Origin of the sequence: Sterolibacterium denitrificans (genome assembly GCF_900174485.1) — a bacterium.
GTDB lineage: Bacteria > Pseudomonadota > Gammaproteobacteria > Burkholderiales > Rhodocyclaceae > Sterolibacterium > Sterolibacterium denitrificans.
On sequence record NZ_LT837803.1, the window covers coordinates 2,224,638 to 2,241,485 of the forward strand.

Consider the following 16,848-nt stretch of genomic DNA (forward strand, 5'->3'; position numbering starts at 1 on the left):
AGCAATACGAGCAATACGCCTTGCCATGTTTGCCATGAAAAAACCGCCACTCCTGCCCATCGTCCTGCTGCCCGCCCTGCTGTGCCTGCCGCCGCCGGCGCTGGCGGAAACGACGAACGCAGACACGGACGGCGCGCAACCCGGCGCCAAGCGCCGGGTCGAGCTGGTGCGCATGGTGCGCCAAGACTGCGGCTCCTGCCATGGCATGACGCTGAAAGGCGGTCTGGGCTCGCCCCTGCTGCCGGAAAACCTGCGCGACAAACCCGCCGACGGCCTGGTGGCAACGATCATGCAGGGACGGCCGGGCACGGCGATGCCGCCGTGGCAGGCCATCATCAGCGAAGCGGAAGCCGAATGGATCGTGGCGCGGCTATTGACGGGATTTCCACAGGAGTAAGGCAATGATGGGAAAAACAGGATGGCGAACGATGACGCGCGGCCTGGGCGGCGCGCTGCTGCTCCTGCTGGCCGGCTGCGCCCAGCAACCGCTGCGCGGCACCGGCGATCTGGGCGTGGTGATCGAGCGGGCGGATGCGCGTGTGGCGGTGGTCGACACCAGCGCCCGGGCAATCGTCGCGAGCATCGGCGGCCTGGGCGATCTGTCGCATGCCTCGGTGGTGTTCTCGCGCGACGGGCGCCATGCCTACGTGTTCGGCCGCGACGGCGGATTGTCCAGGCTCGATCTGCTGCGGCAGCAGGTCGTCAATCGCGTCGTCCAGGCCGGCAACAGCATCGGCGGCGCGATTTCCCAGGATGGGCGGCTGGTGGTGGCACAAAACTATGAACCGGGCGGCATCAAGGTATTCGATGCCGAAACACTGGAACTGCTCGCCGACATTCCCGCCGAATACGGCAGCGAGGGCAAACGCTCCAAGGTGGTGGGCCTGGCCGACCTGCCCGGCAACAGGTTCGTTTATTCGCTGTTCGATGCCGGCGAAATCTGGGTGGCCGATCTGTCCTCGCCCCGCCAGCCGAAGCTGACGAAGTTCCGCGACATCGGCAAGCAGCCCTATGACGCGCTGGTGACGCCCAATGGCCGCTACTACCTGGCCGGGCTGTTCGGCGAGGATGGCATCGCCCTGCTCGATCTGTGGCGTCCGGAACTGGGCGTGCGCAGGATCCTTGCCGGCTACGGCCGTGGCGAGCAGCCCTTGCCGGTCTACAAGATGCCGCATCTGCGCGGCTGGTCGATCGCCGGCAATCGCGCCTATCTGCCGGCCATCGGCCGCCATGAAGTGCTGGTGGTCGATACAACCAGTTGGCAGGAAGTCGGCCGCATCCCCGTCAAGGGCCAGCCGGTATTCGTCATGGCGCGGCCGGACGGGCGCCAGGTCTGGGTGAATTTCGCCTTTCCCGACTATGACCAGGTGCAGGTAATCGACACCCTGGAAGAACGCATCATCCAGACCCTGGCCCCGGGCAAGGCCGTGCTGCACATGGAATTCACCCCGCGCGGCGAAGCGGTTTGGATTTCGGCGCGCGACGCCAATCGCGTGGCGATCTACGATACGGCCAGCCTGCAACTGATCGGCGAGTTGCCGGCCAGCTCCCCGTCGGGCATTTTCTTTACCGCGCGCGCGGCGAGGATCGGGTTTTGAACCAGCGCAACGAGACCCTGGATTTCCGCCTGCTCAACGAATTTCAGCGCGATTTCCCGCTGATCTCGGCGCCTTACGGCCTGCTGGCGCAGCAACTGGAAGTCGATGAACTGGAAGTGCTGGAAGCCCTGCGCCGCCTGCACGAGGAAGGCGCGATCAGCCGAGTCGGCGCGGTGTTCTCGCCACGCCGCATCGGCGCCAGCGTCCTGGCGGCCCTGGCCGTGCCGGCGGAGCAGCTCGACGCAATCGCCGACGAAGTCAGCGCCCATGCCGAAGTCAATCACAACTATGAACGCGAGCACGACTGGAATCTGTGGTTCGTCGCCACGGCGCCCAGCCAGCCGCATCTCGATCGGTTGATGGAGCACATCGCCAGCGAATCGGCCTGCCCGCTGATCCGCCTGCCCTTGCTGGAGGAATTCCACATCGACCTCGGCTTCGACCTGAGCAGCCACGCCCGGCGCCGTACCGCCAAGGTCATGACGCGTCCGGCCGAATTGCCGGAAAGCGCCTGGCAACTCGAAGCCGATGAACAACGCCTGATGGCGGTGCTGCAGAACGGCCTGCCGCTGGAACTGCATCCCTACGCGCTACTGGCGGAGCGCGCCGCGCTGGACGAAGCGCGGGTGCTGCAACTGCTGGAATCCTGGCTGGCACGCGGCTTGGTCAAACGCTTCGGCGTGATCGTGCGCCACCATGAACTGGGCTGGACGGCAAACGCCATGTGCGTCTGGGACGTGTCCGATGCGCAGGTTTCCGCCATCGGCGAGCGGCTGGCCCGGCAGGCAGGCGTCACCCTGTGCTACCGTCGCGCCCGCGATCTGCCGACCTGGCGCTACAACCTCTATTGCATGATCCACGGACGCGAACGCACGAAAGTCGAAGCGCGCGTGGCCGAAATCAATCGCGACCTCGGCCTGCACGCCTATCCGCACGAAGTACTGTTTTCGCTGCGGCGCTACAAGCAGCGCGGCGCGCGATACGTCGATCTTGGCGGAGTGGCCTGTGTCTGAGCGCCTCGCTGCCGTTCGCGCCGCCGCGCCTCAGGCTCTGAGCGCCACGGAAAAGCGCATCATCAATGCGCTGCAAGGCGATTTTCCGCTCTGCGATGAACCCTATCGCGCCGTCGCCGAAAACCTGGGACTCAGCGAGGACGCGCTGCTGGCGCATCTCGAAGACATGCTGGCACGCCGCGTGCTGACGCGCTTCGGCCCGATGTTCCAGGTCGAGCGCATGGGCGGCAGCTTCGTTCTGGCCGCGCTGGCCGTGCCCGAGGCGCGCTTCGAGGAAGTCGCGGCCGCCGTGAACGCCCTGCCGGAAATCGCCCACAATTACCGCCGCGAGCATGAACTCAACATGTGGTTCGTCATCGCCACCGAAACCCCGGAGGGCATCGCGCAGACCATCGCCAAGCTGGAAGCGGCGACCGGCCTCGCGGTGTTCGCCTTCCCCAAGCTGCGCGAATATTTCGTCGAAATGAAGCTGCAAGCATGAATACCGCCGCCTCCATCCCCATCGACGCCGAGGACAGGCGCCTGATCAAGGCCACCCAGGGCGGATTGCCGCTGGTTGCGCGGCCTTACGACGCGCTAGCGCAGCAGCTCGGCATGAGCGGCGGCGAAGTGCGGCAACGCTTGCAGCGCCTGCTCGATTGCGGCGTCATCCGCCGCATCGGCGCCGTGCCGAATCACTACGCCATCGGCTATACCGCCAACGGCATGAGCGTCTGGGACGTGGCGGACGAGAGCATCGACGCGCTGGGGCAGGCCGTCGGCCAGCTCGCTTTCGTCACCCACTGCTACCAGCGGCCGCGCCGCCTGCCGGCCTGGCCCTACAACCTGTTCGCCATGGTGCATGGCCGCGATCGCGCGGAAGTCGCCGCCCAGGTGGCGCAGATCGCCGCCCTGCTCGGCCCGGCCTGCCGCCGCCACGACGTGCTCTACAGCACCCGCATCCTGAAGAAAACCGGCTTGCGCCTGACCGATTGAGGAATCATCCATGTTTCGCATCACCCAGTACCTGCAGGAAGTGCTCCAGCCGACAGCGCTGACGGAAAAGCGCAATCCACCCGCGCCCGTGGTGATCTGGAACCTGATCCGCCGCTGCAACCTGACCTGCAAGCATTGCTACTCCATCTCCGCCGACAAGGACTTCCCCGGCGAACTGGGCACCGAGGAAATCTACGCGGTGATGGATGACCTGAAACGCTTCCGCGTGCCGGTACTGATTCTTTCCGGTGGCGAGCCGCTGCTGCGGCCGGACATTTTCGACATCGCCCGGCGCGCCAAGTCCATGGGCTTCTACGTTGGCTTGTCCTCGAACGGCACGCTGATCGACAAGAACAACATCGAGCAGATTGCCGCGTGTGACTTCAACTACGTCGGCGTCAGTCTGGACGGCATGCGCGAAACCCACGACAGATTCCGCCGCATGGAAGGGGCGTTCGAGGCGTCATTGGCCGGCATCCGCCTGTGCCGCGACCTGGGGCTGAAAGTCGGCGTGCGCTTCACCCTGACCCAGGACAACGCCCACGACCTGCCGGCGCTGCTGAAACTCATCGAGGATGAGGACATCGACCGCTTCTATTTCTCTCACCTCAACTACGCCGGGCGTGGCAACAAGCACCGCGAGGACGATGCCCAGCACCGCATGACGCGCGAGGCCATGGATCTGCTGTTCGACACCTGCCTGGAATATCTGCAGCGCGGCGTGGAAAAAGAGTTCACCACCGGCAACAACGATGCCGACGGCGTCTACCTGCTGCACTGGGTACGCCGGCATTTCCCCGCGCAGGAGGCGCACATCCACGCCAAACTGGTCCAGTGGGGCGGCAACTCCAGCGGAGTGAATGTGGCCAATATCGACAACCTGGGCAATGTCCATCCCGATACCATGTGGTGGCATCACAACCTGGGCAACGTCAAGCAGCGGCCATTTTCGGAAATCTGGCAGGACACCTCCGATCCGCTGATGGCGGGCCTCAAGCAGCGCCCGCGCCAGGTCAAGGGACGTTGCGGCGCATGCCGGCACTTCGACATCTGCGGCGGCAACACCCGCGTGCGCGCCCAGCAGGTCAGTGGCGACCCCTGGCAGGAAGATCCGGGCTGCTATCTGACGGATGCGGAAATCGGCGTCACGACGAGCGGCGAGCGGCTGCAAACCACACCCTGGTCACGCAAGGAGCAAGCGAAATGAATTTGCATCGACCCATCCATAGCCTACGCACGCTGTACACGCTGCTGGGCTGCCTGCTCCTGGCGCTGACGGCCGCCCCCGGCTTCGCCGCAGCGCCCGCAGCGCTTTATCAGCAGCACTGCGCCAGTTGCCATGGCGCGGATCGCCTAGGTGGCATGGGCCCGGCGCTGCTGCCGGAAAACCTGCAGCGGCTGCGCAAGAGCGAAGCGCTGAAAACCATTGCGGAAGGCCGCATCGCCACCCAGATGCAGGGCTTTGCCAACACGCTTCCGGCAGATGAAATCCAGGCATTGAACGACTGGATCTACACCCCGGTCGTGCCCGCGCCGACCTGGACAGCGCAGCAGATGCTGGACTCGCGCATCGTCCAGCATGCGCCGGGCAGCCTGCCCGACCGGCCCACAGCCATCTACAAGGGCGTGGACATGATGAATCTGTTCATCGTCGTCGAAACGGGGGATCACCACGTTTCCATCCTCGACGGCGACAAGCTGGAACGCCTTCACCGCTTTCCGACGCGCTACGCCCTGCATGGCGGACCGAAGTTCACCCCGGATGGACGCTACGTGTTCTTCGCCTCGCGCGATGGCTGGGTGACGAAGTTCGACATCTGGAACCTGGCCACGGTGGCCGAGATCCGCGTCGGCATCAACACCCGCAACGTCGCCGTCTCGGCGGATGGCCGGTATGTGATCGCCGCCAACTACCTGCCGCATACGCTGGTCGTGCTGGACGCCGACCTGCGGCCGCTGAAAACGCTGGAAGCGCGCAACCAGAAAGGCGACCAGAGCTCGCGCGTCTCGGCCGTCTATGATGCCGCCCCGCGCCAGAGCTTCATCGCGGCCATGAAGGACATCCCCGAAGTCTGGGAAATCAGCTACGACCCCAAGGCCGAGCCGGTGTATGAAGGGCTGGTCCATGATTACCGCATGGGCGAAGGCAATCCCGTGCCCGGCCAGTTCTACCCGCGCCGCACCCTGCTGGCGGACGTGCTCGACGACTTCTTCTTCGACGGCACCTACGAACACCTCATCGGCGCCTCGCGCGAAGGCCAGCTCGGACAGGTGGTGAATCTCGATTCGCGGCGCAAGATCGCCGACGTCGGTCTGCCCGGCATGCCGCACCTGGGCTCGGGCATCAGTTGGCAATGGCAAGGGCGCACGGTACTGGCCAGCCCCAACCTCAAGGAAGGCGTGGTCAGCATCATCGACATGGCGAACTGGCAGACCATCAAGCAGATTCCCACCCTGGGCGCGGGCTTCTTCATGCGCAGCCACGAGGACAGCCGCTACGCCTGGGTCGATTCGATGATGAGTCCGAACAGGGATACGCTGCAAGTGATCGACAAGGAAAAGCTGGAGGTCGTCGCCCAACTGCGCCCGGAGCCCGGCAAGACGCTGGCCCACATCGAATTCACCCGCGATGGCCGCTACGCCCTGGCCAGCCTGATGGAACAGGACGGCGCCCTGATCGTCTTCGATGCCCGCACGCTCAAGGAAGTCAAACGCATCCCGGCGGCCAAGCCGGTCGGCAAATACAACCTGTATAACAAGATCAACCGTTCGGAAGGCACCAGCCACTGAGATCCGGCCACGCTGCGCGAAACCGGAACCGCCCGACGGTTCAATAATTCGATAATTCAAAAATACCTTGAAAACCATCGTCTTGCAGTCCTACCGCACGCACGGCATTCCCGGCTGGATTGCAACCTGCCTGCGCAGCGTAGCCGACTGGGCAAGACAATCCGGCTTCGATCACGCCCTCATCGGCGACGAGTTTTTTGACTATGCGCCGGCCTGGGCAAGAGAACGCTGCGGCGCGCAGATTTTCCCCGTGACCGATCTGGCCCGCCTGTACCTGATCCGCGACTATCTTGGGCGGGGCTATGACCGGGCAATCTGGCTGGATGCCGATGTGATCGTGTTTGCCCCGCATCTCCTGAAGGTGGATACCGCGTCGGGCTACGCATTCAGCCACGAGGTCATGCTGGGCAAGGCGCCCGACGGAAGCGTGCGCCTGTCCGCGCCGAGCATCAACAACGCCGCCATGGTGTTCGAGGCCGGAAACCCCATGCTCGAGTTTTATCGATTCGCCACCGAAGCCGTATTGCGCCATGCGCCCCCCGGGAAAATCGAACGCACCACGGTCGGTCCCCGGTTTCTGGTAGCGCTCAACGGCGCCATGCCCATCGAACGCTTGACTTCAGTGGGGCTGTTCACCCCGAAACTGATGGCGGACATTGCGCAAGGCGGCCACACGCTCTGCGCCATCTACGCGCGTCAATTCGGCTTCCCGATGGGAGCGGCGAATCTGTGCCATTTCACGCGCCATTTGGCGGATGACGCCGGCCGGCAGCAGATGGACCGGATTTTCGAGCAGGCGATCAGCCAGTTGTTGACCACGCAGGGAGAAATTCTGAACAGGCATCTGCAGCATGCTTCCAGGGCAGCCGACCCGGCAAGTCCGCCAAGCAATGCAAATGATGGCTCGGGGGCAGAGCCACCCGAACCCGGCGTGCCCGCCGCAACGGCAAGGCCTGCCACGTTCACTCCTCCCAGATTCTCGATCATCACGACCTGCAAGGGCCGGCTGCACGACCTGAAGAAAACACTCCCCGAATTCCTGAAGCAGGCCTGCACGGAAGTCATCGTGGTCGACTACGACTGCCCGGATGGCACAGCGGAATACGTATCCCGGACGCATCCTTCCGTCCGCCTGGTGAAAATAACGCATCAGGCCCGATTCAACGTAGCGCATGCGAGAAATCTGGGGGCGGCCCAAGCCAAGGGCGAGTACCTGGCATTTCTGGATGCCGACGTGGTGATCGCCGAGGATTTCGCAGCGCGCATCGAACGCCGGATGAAGGCGCGGACATTTGCATTGTTTGGCCCGCAGGGGAAAAATTCGGTGCGCGGCAGTTGCGTGGTCGATCGCGAATCCTTCGCCACCATTGGCGGCTATGATGAGTTGCTGTCCGGATATGAAGGCGAGGATCTCGAACTGTATGCGCGCCTGAGACTGATCGGCTGTCGACAACTCACGCTCGGAGCGGACATGATCCTGGATGTGATCGAACAGGACACCGAGGAACGGGAACGCTTTCGCGCCCCGGATTTGAAGCGGCAGTTTCTGCGCGGCCAGTTGTATTCCTCGGCCAAGGAAATGGTGATGGCCGTGGAAGGCGCGCCCGTTTTGCCCGCCGGATTGAAAGAAAAACTGCTTGCCGAAGTCGATCGGAACCTGGAAGCGGTGTACAAGGGAGAAAAGGACTTTCTGCTGGAAGTCAATCTGCCGGACAAATACAAGCGCGGTTTCCTGAAGGAATGGGAGTTCTCCCGATCAATAACGGTCAAGGCAAGGCGCCGCCCGTAACGAGCGGAACCCAGCGCAGCGAACGGTTTCCGGATACGCAAACAACGGATACGGATGCGGCTTCGGGCTTCGATCCGGCCGGCCGCTCTACCGCGAAAGATTGAAACTTTCTTCATATATCAAGTAAAGTACCCGGGCTTTGCTTCAAAAGCGCCACCCAGCGCCATCTGGGCGAACCAGGCATATCAACAAGGAAAAGTGAAACCTGGTTTCCCAAGTTTGGTTGATTTAAATCAATGACAGCACCAGGGACAAACTTGAAACTTGCACACCGAGGGCTTCAATGTGTTTTTTCTTGCCATTTCACAGAAAGGAAACAAGTCATGACAACACGTAGGTTTGCTGGCAATGCACTGCGTATGGCCGTTTTGCCGTTGGCACTGTCCGGCGCCTTTGGCGGTAGCCATGCGCTGGCGGCTGCGGAAACGCAGGCCAATCTGCCGACCATGCCGACCCTGACGGCTGAAGAGAAGGAAACCGCGAAGAAGATCTACTTCGAGCGCTGTGCCGGCTGTCATGGCGTGCTGCGCAAGGGCGCGACGGGCAAGAATCTGGAGCCGCACTGGAACAAGAAGCTGCCGGACGGCTCGATGCAGGAAGGCGGCACGCTGAAGCTCGGCCAGAAGCGCCTGGAAAACATCATCACCAACGGCACCGAAGGGGGCATGGTGAACTTCGACGACATCCTGACCAAGGATGAGATCGAGCTGATGTCCAGGTACATCCAGACCACCCCGGATGTGCCGCCCGAGTACAGCCTGAAGGAAACGCTGGACTCCTGGAAGGTGATGGTGCCGGTCGATCAGCGGCCGAAGAAGCAGATGAACAAGATCAACCTCAACAACGTCTTCTCCGTCACCCTGCGTGACAGCGGTGAAGTGGCGTTGATCGACGGCGACACCAAGGAAATCCGCAGCATCGTCAAGACCGGCTATGCCGTGCATATCTCGCGTCTGTCGGCTTCCGGTCGCTATGTCTATGTGATCGGTCGCGACGGCCGCCTGTCGCTGATCGACCTGTGGATGGAAAAACCGGCCGTCGTCGCCGAAGTCAAGGTCGGCTTCGATGCCCGTTCGGTGGATACCTCCAAGTTCAAGGGCTATGAGGACAAATACGCCGTGGCCGGCTCCTACTGGCCGCCGCAGTACGTGATCATGGACGGCGACACGCTGAAGCCCCTCAAGGTCGTCAGCACCCGCGGCATGACGGTGGACGGCGAGTATCACCCCGAGCCGCGCGTCGCCTCGATCGTTTCCTCGATGATCAAGCCGGAATGGGTCATCAACATCAAGGAAACCGGCCAGATCCTGCTGGTGGATTACAGCGACATCCAGAACCTGAAGACCACCACCATCGCGTCCGCCAAGTTCCTGCATGATGGCGGCTGGGATGCGTCCAAGCGCTACTTCCTGGTGGCGGCGAATGCCTCCAACAAGATCGCGGCGGTGGATACCAAGACCGGCAAGCTGGCAGCGCTGATCGACACGGCGAAGATTCCCCACCCGGGCCGCGGCGCCAACTTCATCCATCCCAAGTTCGGCCCCGTCTGGACCACCGGCCACCTGGGCGATGACGTCCTGACCCTGATCAGCACGCCATCCGAAGACAAGAAGTTCGCCCAGTACAAGCAGTACAACTGGAAGGTCGTCCAGGAGGTCAAGCACGTCGGTTCGGGCAACCTGTTCGTCAAGACCCATCCGGTGTCCAAGCACCTGTGGGCCGATGCGCCGCAGAACCCCGAGCGCGAGTTGGCCGAATCGGTGGCGGTCTATGACATCAACGACCTGTCCAAGCCGAAGAAGGTCCTGAACGTCGCCAAGGACTCGGGACTGCCCGAAACCAAGGCCATCCGTCGCGCCGTGCAGCCCGAGTACAGCAAGGACGGCAGCGAAGTCTGGATTTCGCTGTGGGGCGGCAAGACCGACCAGTCCGCCATCGTCGTGTATGACGACAAGACGCTGACCGTGAAGAAAGTGATCACCGATCCGAAGATGATCACCCCGACCGGCAAGTTCAACGTCTATAACACACAGCACGACATCTATTGATGCCGCAACGAGGCGAGGGAGCAGTGTTGCTCCCTCGCTTTTTTTCGACCTGTCGCGTATACACGTATGCATACACATGCGCGCACGCACACACCATACCCGGCCCCAGCGCTGACGCAGGGAAAACGTCACCTGGATCCGCTGCATCGAACATCAAGGACGAAACATGACTGACGGCGCCCCAAAAAACGAAAAATCCGGCCTCTGGAGCATGCTCAAGCGCCCAAGCGCAAAATATTCCCTGCTGACCCTGCTGGTGGTCGGTTTCTTCTCCGGCATCCTTTTCTGGGGTGCCTTCAACACCGGCATGGAAGCCACCAACAACCTCGATTTCTGCATCTCCTGCCATGAGATGCGTGACAACGTCTATCAAGAGTACAAGCAGACCATCCACTATTCCAACCGCACCGGCGTGCGCGCCACCTGCCCCGACTGCCACGTGCCGAAGGACTGGACGCACAAGATCATCCGCAAGGTACAGGCCTCGAAAGAGCTGTACGGCAAGGTCATGGGAACCATCGACACCAAGGAAAAGTTCGAGGCCAAGCGGCTTGAACTGGCTCGTCATGAGTGGAAACGCATGAAAGACAACGACTCGCGCGAATGCCGCAACTGTCACAGTTTCGACGGCATGAACGGCGAAATGCAGAAGCAGCGGGCGCGCAAGCAGCACGAGAATGCCAGGGAAGACAACATGACCTGCATCGACTGCCACAAGGGAATCGCTCACCATCTGCCCGAGGACATGACCGAAGACGACCTGTGAAACGCGCCATCCTGGCGGCAGGCCGTTAAAATAGGCAAGGATTCGATATTCAAAACCTCAAGGAGTTCTCCATGCAACGCACTCTGATCACCTCTTCCGCCTTTGGACTGCTGCTCGCGCTGGGCGCCGGCCAGGCACTGGCCGCAGCACCTGACTGGAGCAAGGTAGCGAGCAAGAAAGTCGTTCTGCTCTATCCGGGCGTCTCCCCCATCGAATGGATCACCACGGGCACCAAGCACGGCGGTGCGCGGGCGCTGAAAAAGGGCGATACCTGTCTGGACTGCCACGAGAACGAAACGGCCGACATGGGAAAGAAAATCGTTTCCGGCCAAAAGAATGAACCGGCGCCGATCAAGGGCAAGGCCGGCAGCATTCCCGTCGATGTCCAGGCCGCCAATGACGGCACCAATCTCTACCTGCGCTTTACCTGGAAGCAGCCTGCCGGCGGCGGCGAGAAAATGGACAAGGACAATCCGGTCAAGCTGGCCATCATGCTCGAGGACAACAAGGTCGAGCGGGCGGCCCAGAGCGGCTGCTGGGAAACCTGCCATGGCGATGCCCGTACCATGCCTGGCGCCAAGGATGACAAGAAGACCAAGTATGTCATCGGCGGCGATCTCAAGAGCGGCAAGTTCTATGACCTGATCCAGTGGAAGAGCAATGGCAAGGCCACGGACGGCTACATCGCCGACAAGCGCGTCATGGAAGGCGGCAAGGGGCTGGTGGATGCCAAGGGCGAGAAGAAAGGTGATACCTGGACCGTGACCATCACCCGCAAGCTGGCCGGCGGCGGCGAAGGCGACATCGCCATGGCGGCGGGCAAGACCTATAACCTGGGCTTTGCCATCCATGATGACAGCACCCTGGGACGCTTCCATCACGTCTCGCTGGGCTATGCGCTCGGCATCGACACCAAGGCAGACATCACGGCGGCCAAGTACTGAGGACAGGCGCAAGGTCACCATCGCTCCGTCGCCATGCGCAAACCCTACCTGCGAGCGCCGGCATCGTCGGCGCTCGCTGTTTTTAGGGTCGCAATTTTCCGCATACCGGAACTGCACGCGCTGCCGCCACGCATCGAGAGAAGCGAAAATATCTCCTATACCTCCTTATTGCGCCCGGTCACGCCAGCGATGAATGGAAAAATCCGGGTACGAGCACAGGCATGAGCAGCATGGATACGCAAAAACTCATACAACGCATCGGCACGGTGTATCTGGTGGGTGCCGGCCCCGGCGATCCGGAGCTGTTGACCCTGCGCGCCGCGCGCCTGTTGCGTGAGTGCTCCGCCGTCGTGTATGACAACCTCGTCGGCCAGGGCGTGCTCGACATGATCAACAAGGATGCCAAACGCATCTATGTCGGCAAGGAAGCCGGTCGCCACACCCTCTCGCAGGAAAAAATCAACGATCTGCTCGTCGAACTCGCTACCGCAGGAGTCGATGTCGTCCGCCTCAAGGGCGGTCATCCCTTCATCTTCGGCCGGGGCGGCGAGGAGATCGAACAGCTCATCGAGCACGGCATCCCCTGCGAGGTCGTGCCTGGCATCACTGCGGCATCCGGCATGTCTGCCTGCGCCGGCATTCCCCTGACCCATCGCGATTTCGCCCAGGCCTGCATCTTCGTCACCGGCCATCTGCAGGACGGCAGCGTAGACCTCGACTGGCCGACGCTGGCGCGCCCCCATCAGACCATCGTCGTCTATATGGGGATCGCGGCACTCGCTGAAATCTGTCATCAACTGGTACGCCACGGCCTGCCGGCAAGCACGCCGGCGGCAATTGTCCGCCATGCCACCCTGCCCGACCAGCAAGTCATCGTGGCTGCGCTGGATTCACTGCCGGCAGAGGCAAAAGCCGCCGGCATCACCAGCCCGGCATTGATCATCGTCGGTGAAGTCGTATCGCTGCGCGCCCGGCTCATTCAGCCGGAACGAAGAACCGCATCAGCCGGAATTCCGGGGGGACTACCTGACAAGCCCTGTCGATTAACCTGCAGTTGATTGATGTCAAGGAGGCCAACTTATTTGAAACTTATATTGCTTCCTGTTTTTCAAAGAAACATTTAAAATACTTTTTTTCAACTTGAGCCATGGAGACGAGATGAGCGGAGGCACATTCACCACGTCGATGGCCAGGAATATCTTCTACGGAGGAACGGTGTTCTTCTTCCTGATATTTCTGGCACTCACGTATCAAACCGAGAAAGCATTGCCGGGACGCGATAACCGGCAAAACCTGACACCGGCTGCCGCCGAGGGCAAGAAGCTCTGGGAAGTCAATAATTGCATTGGCTGCCACAGCCTGCTGGGCGAAGGTGCTTACTTCGCACCGGAACTCGGCAACGTCTACAAGCGCCGCGGCCCGGATTTCATCAAGGCCTGGATCCAGGCACAGCCGACCGGCACGCCGGGACGCCGCCAGATGCCGCACTTTGATTTCACCGACAAGGAACTCGACGATCTCGTCGAATTCTTCAAGTACGTCTCGGAAATCAATACTGCCAACTGGCCGCCTAACATCGAGGGTTAAGAGGGGATAGTCATCATGCAATATTCATCTCAAGCGGTTGCCAAGCCGTATTTCATCGCCGCGCTCGGCCTGTTCTTCGGTCAGATATGTTTCGGTCTGATCATGGGACTGCAGTACGTGGTCGGGGATTTCCTGTTTCCGGAGATTCCTTTCAACGTCGCGCGCATGGTACACACCAACCTGCTGATCGTCTGGTTGCTGTTCGGCTTCATGGGGGCAACCTACTTCATGGTGCCCGAGGAATCGGAAACCGAACTGCACAGCCCGAAGCTGGCGCTGGCGCTGTTCTGGATATTCCTGGCTGCCGGTGCGCTGACCATCCTCGGTTATTTGACCGTGCCCTACGCCGAACTGGCGCGGCTGACCGGCAATGACCTGCTGGAAACCATGGGCCGCGAGTTCCTGGAACAGCCGCTGATCACCAAGGTCGGCATCGTCATCGTCGCCCTCGGCTTCCTCTTCAACATCACCATGACGGTACTGAAGGGACGCAAGACCGCCATCATGAGCGTGCTGCTGATCGGCCTGTGGGGCCTGGCGATCTTCTTCCTGTTCGCCTTCTACAACCCGGTCAACCTGGTGCGCGACAAGTTCTACTGGTGGTGGGTGGTGCACCTCTGGGTCGAAGGTGTCTGGGAACTGATCCTCGGCGGCATCCTGGCCTTCGTGCTGATCAAGATCACCGGCGTGGACCGCGAAATCATCGAGAAGTGGCTCTACGTCATCGTCACTCTGACGCTGATCTCGGGCATCCTCGGCACGGGTCACCACTACTTCTGGATCGGTGCGCCGGAGTTCTGGCAGTGGGTCGGTTCGGTGTTCTCCGCGCTGGAGCCCATCCCCTTCTTCGCCATGACCCTGTTCGCCTTCAACATGGTGAACCGCCGTCGTCGCGAGCACCCCAACAAGGCGGCCACCCTGTGGGCACTGGGTACCGGCGTGATGGCCTTCCTCGGCGCCGGCGTGTGGGGCTTCCTGCATACCCTGGCACCGGTGAACTTCTACACCCACGGTTCGCAGATCACCGCTGCCCACGGCCACATGGCGTTCTACGGCGCGTATGCAATGGTGGTGCTGACGATCATCTCCTACGCCATGCCGATCCTGCGCGGCCGTGCCGCCAACAGCAACTCGGCTCAGGTACTGGAGATGTGGGGCTTCTGGCTGATGACCATCGCCATGGTCTTCATCACCCTGTTCCTCACCGCCGCCGGCATCCTGCAAGTCTGGCTGCAGCGCGTGGCCGAGGAGCCGATGTCCTACATGGACACCCAGGCGCAGATCTCGCTGTTCTACTGGATGCGCGAATGGTCTGGGGTAATCTTCCTCATCGGGCTGCTCGTCTATCTGTACAGCTTCTTCAAAGACGGAGAGCACGCCAAGGCCTGAGGCGGTGTTCCATAGCCGGTACGGAAAGACTTTCGTCCGTACCGCCAAGACGAAACCCCGGCTCCGGCCGGGGTTTCCATTTTGAAAAGGAATAACCACAATGAGCACATCATCATTGATGGCATCCGGCGAGGCCGACAGCGAAGTTGCTCAACCCCAACTGCATGCCGAAGGCTCGCTGCCGGGCGATCTGGCAGTCTGGATATTCATCTGGTCCGAACTGCTGGTCTTTGCCTTGTTCTTCATCGGCTACGCCGTGGTACGGACCTACAACATCGAGGAATTCGTGACCTACCAGGACACGCTGGACCGCACCTCGGGAGCGATCAACACGGCCCTCCTGCTGACCGCCAGCTGGTTCGTGGCACGCGCCGTGGCAGCCATCCGCGTCGGCCGCTCGGCCCTTTCGGCAAATTTCCTGATGGCCGGCATCGTCTGCGGCGGCGGATTTCTGGTCGTCAAAATGTTCGAATATTCGGCCAAGTTCGCCCAGGGCATCGACCTGACCACCAACACCTTCTATTTTTTCTATCTTGCGCTGACCTTCTTCCATTTCATGCACGTCGTCCTCGGCATGATCATTCTCCTTGCCGTCTGGAACAAGACGCGCCAGGGCGGCTACAGCCCGGCCGACCATCACGGCATGGAAACCGGGGCCAGCTACTGGCACATGGTGGACCTGGTCTGGCTGATCCTGTTCCCGCTCGTTTATGTCATCAGGTGATCAAAATGAAGACACGCACACTCGATCTGACTTTTGCCGCGCTCATGGTGATCACCTTCATCATGTGGCAGATCGGCGAACACCACGGCCAGGGCCCGCTGGTAGCCGGCGTTCTGTTGGCGCTGGCCGGCATCAAGGGCTGGTGGGTGGCCGATGAATTCATGGGCCTGCGCCACGCCGCCATGCACTGGCGGCTGATCCTTTTGCTGTGGCTGATCATCGTCGTCCTGGGTATCGGCATCGCCTATTACTTCAGCCTGGGCTGAGCCTAATTCTGAGACTGATTACGCCCCAGAATTCCGCACCTCCCGCCGGCAGGACTGGCCCCGCCTATCCACCCGCCGGCGGGATTGTTATATTGAACGCAACCTGAACCCGGAGTCACGATGACGCAGCAGGACATTCCCTATTACGCAGCCGCTGGCAATGAAGTGTCGCTCTTCGAGCAGGCCTGGAAGAATCATCTGCCCCTGCTCATCAAAGGCCCGACCGGCGTCGGCAAGACGCGCTTCGTCGCCCACATGGCCGCCCGCCTCGGCCTGCCCTTGCATACGGTGGCCTGCCATGACGACCTCACGGCGGCCGACCTGATCGGCCGCCACCTGATCGGCGACAACGGCACCACCTACTGGAGCGATGGCCCGCTGACGCGAGCCGTGCGGCAGGGCGGCATCTGCTATCTCGACGAAATCGTCGAGGCGCGCAAGGACACCACCGTGGTCATCCATCCGCTGGCGGACCACCGCCGCACGTTGCCGATCGACCGCACCGGCGAGGTCCTGCACGCACCGGACAACTTCATGCTGGTGGTGTCCTACAACCCCGGCTACCAGAACTTCATGAAAAGCATGAAGCCGTCGACGCGTCAGCGCTTCGTCGCCCTGAGCTTCGACTTCCCGGCAGCCGAACGCGAGGAGGCCATCCTGCGCAGCGAAACCGGCTGCGACGAAATGACCGCGCGCCGCCTGGTCTCGATCGGCCGCAGCCTGCGCAACCTGAAGGATGTCGATCTGGAGGAAGTACCCAGCACGCGTCTGCTGGTCTATGCTGCAGTGTTGATCAAGAACGGCATGGACCCGGTCGTCGCCTGCCGCAGCGCCATGATCGAAAGCCTCTCCGATGACCGGGAGATCACCGAAACCCTGATGGAAGTCGTCCTTGCCACTTTCGGCCGCTAGTCCACACCGTTCAGCCCATCACCATTCCCTGTCCCCTTCTCCTTTTT

18 protein-coding genes are annotated in these 16,848 nt (G+C 61.7%); all 18 read left to right on the forward strand.

Going from position 1 to position 16,848, the window contains the following annotated elements; all coding sequences use genetic code 11:
• Positions 1–34: 34 nt before the first annotated feature.
• Positions 35–397 (forward strand): c-type cytochrome, encoded by a 363-nt coding sequence (locus SDENCHOL_RS10090; RefSeq protein ID WP_154717440.1) that lies wholly within the window; start codon positions 35–37, stop codon positions 395–397.
• A gap of 31 nt (positions 398–428) precedes the next feature.
• Complete coding sequence (locus SDENCHOL_RS10095) at positions 429–1,598, forward strand: cytochrome D1 domain-containing protein (protein ID WP_197706898.1); 1,170 nt, start codon at positions 429–431, stop codon at positions 1,596–1,598.
• On the forward strand, positions 1,595–2,611 hold the full coding sequence (locus SDENCHOL_RS10100) for an Lrp/AsnC family transcriptional regulator (RefSeq protein ID WP_154717118.1): 1,017 nt from the start codon (positions 1,595–1,597) through the stop codon (positions 2,609–2,611). The genes SDENCHOL_RS10095 and SDENCHOL_RS10100 overlap by 4 nt, the downstream gene beginning before the upstream one ends.
• Positions 2,604–3,092, forward strand: coding sequence for an Lrp/AsnC family transcriptional regulator (locus SDENCHOL_RS10105; RefSeq protein WP_172955056.1), 489 nt, complete (start codon positions 2,604–2,606; stop codon positions 3,090–3,092). The genes SDENCHOL_RS10100 and SDENCHOL_RS10105 overlap by 8 nt, the downstream gene beginning before the upstream one ends.
• Positions 3,089–3,586 (forward strand): winged helix-turn-helix transcriptional regulator, encoded by a 498-nt coding sequence (locus SDENCHOL_RS10110; RefSeq protein WP_197706899.1) that lies wholly within the window; start codon positions 3,089–3,091, stop codon positions 3,584–3,586. The genes SDENCHOL_RS10105 and SDENCHOL_RS10110 overlap by 4 nt, the downstream gene beginning before the upstream one ends.
• Positions 3,587–3,596: 10 nt before the next feature.
• Entirely contained in the window at positions 3,597–4,793 is a 1,197-nt protein-coding gene (gene nirJ, locus SDENCHOL_RS10115; protein WP_154717120.1) for a heme d1 biosynthesis radical SAM protein NirJ, read from the forward strand.
• Complete coding sequence (locus tag SDENCHOL_RS10120) at positions 4,790–6,376, forward strand: nitrite reductase (protein ID WP_154717121.1); 1,587 nt, start codon at positions 4,790–4,792, stop codon at positions 6,374–6,376. The genes nirJ and SDENCHOL_RS10120 overlap by 4 nt, the downstream gene beginning before the upstream one ends.
• 67 nt (positions 6,377–6,443) lie before the next feature.
• On the forward strand, positions 6,444–8,165 hold the full coding sequence (locus tag SDENCHOL_RS10125) for a glycosyltransferase family 2 protein (RefSeq protein WP_154717122.1): 1,722 nt from the start codon (positions 6,444–6,446) through the stop codon (positions 8,163–8,165).
• Between the two features lie 323 nt (positions 8,166–8,488).
• Positions 8,489–10,213, forward strand: coding sequence for a cytochrome D1 domain-containing protein (locus SDENCHOL_RS10130; protein WP_154717123.1), 1,725 nt, complete (start codon positions 8,489–8,491; stop codon positions 10,211–10,213).
• 166 nt (positions 10,214–10,379) lie between these two features.
• Positions 10,380–10,979, forward strand: a complete 600-nt coding sequence (locus SDENCHOL_RS10135; protein WP_154717124.1) for a NapC/NirT family cytochrome c — start codon at positions 10,380–10,382, stop codon at positions 10,977–10,979.
• 71 nt (positions 10,980–11,050) lie between these two features.
• Positions 11,051–11,923: an ethylbenzene dehydrogenase-related protein gene (locus SDENCHOL_RS10140; RefSeq protein ID WP_154717125.1), complete on the forward strand. Its 873-nt coding sequence runs from the start codon at positions 11,051–11,053 to the stop codon at positions 11,921–11,923.
• A 33-nt stretch (positions 11,924–11,956) separates the two neighbouring features.
• A complete protein-coding gene (locus SDENCHOL_RS10145) occupies positions 11,957–12,148 on the forward strand; it encodes a hypothetical protein (RefSeq protein ID WP_154717126.1) in 192 nt (63 codons plus the stop codon).
• On the forward strand, positions 12,145–12,981 hold the full coding sequence (gene cobA / locus SDENCHOL_RS10150; RefSeq protein WP_154717127.1) for a uroporphyrinogen-III C-methyltransferase: 837 nt from the start codon (positions 12,145–12,147) through the stop codon (positions 12,979–12,981). Before SDENCHOL_RS10145 ends, cobA begins: the two co-directional genes overlap by 4 nt.
• 100 nt (positions 12,982–13,081) lie before the next feature.
• A complete protein-coding gene (locus SDENCHOL_RS10155) occupies positions 13,082–13,510 on the forward strand; it encodes a c-type cytochrome (RefSeq protein WP_197706900.1) in 429 nt (142 codons plus the stop codon).
• 15 nt (positions 13,511–13,525) lie between these two features.
• A complete protein-coding gene (locus tag SDENCHOL_RS10160; RefSeq protein WP_154717128.1) occupies positions 13,526–14,899 on the forward strand; it encodes a cbb3-type cytochrome c oxidase subunit I in 1,374 nt (457 codons plus the stop codon).
• A gap of 100 nt (positions 14,900–14,999) precedes the next feature.
• A complete protein-coding gene (locus SDENCHOL_RS10165; RefSeq protein WP_154717129.1) occupies positions 15,000–15,623 on the forward strand; it encodes a cytochrome c oxidase subunit 3 family protein in 624 nt (207 codons plus the stop codon).
• Positions 15,624–15,628: 5 nt separating this feature from the next.
• Positions 15,629–15,889, forward strand: coding sequence for a cytochrome C oxidase subunit IV family protein (locus SDENCHOL_RS10170; RefSeq protein WP_154717130.1), 261 nt, complete (start codon positions 15,629–15,631; stop codon positions 15,887–15,889).
• Positions 15,890–16,009: 120 nt separating this feature from the next.
• Positions 16,010–16,801, forward strand: coding sequence for a CbbQ/NirQ/NorQ/GpvN family protein (locus SDENCHOL_RS10175; protein WP_154717131.1), 792 nt, complete (start codon positions 16,010–16,012; stop codon positions 16,799–16,801).
• Positions 16,802–16,848: the final 47 nt, after the last annotated feature.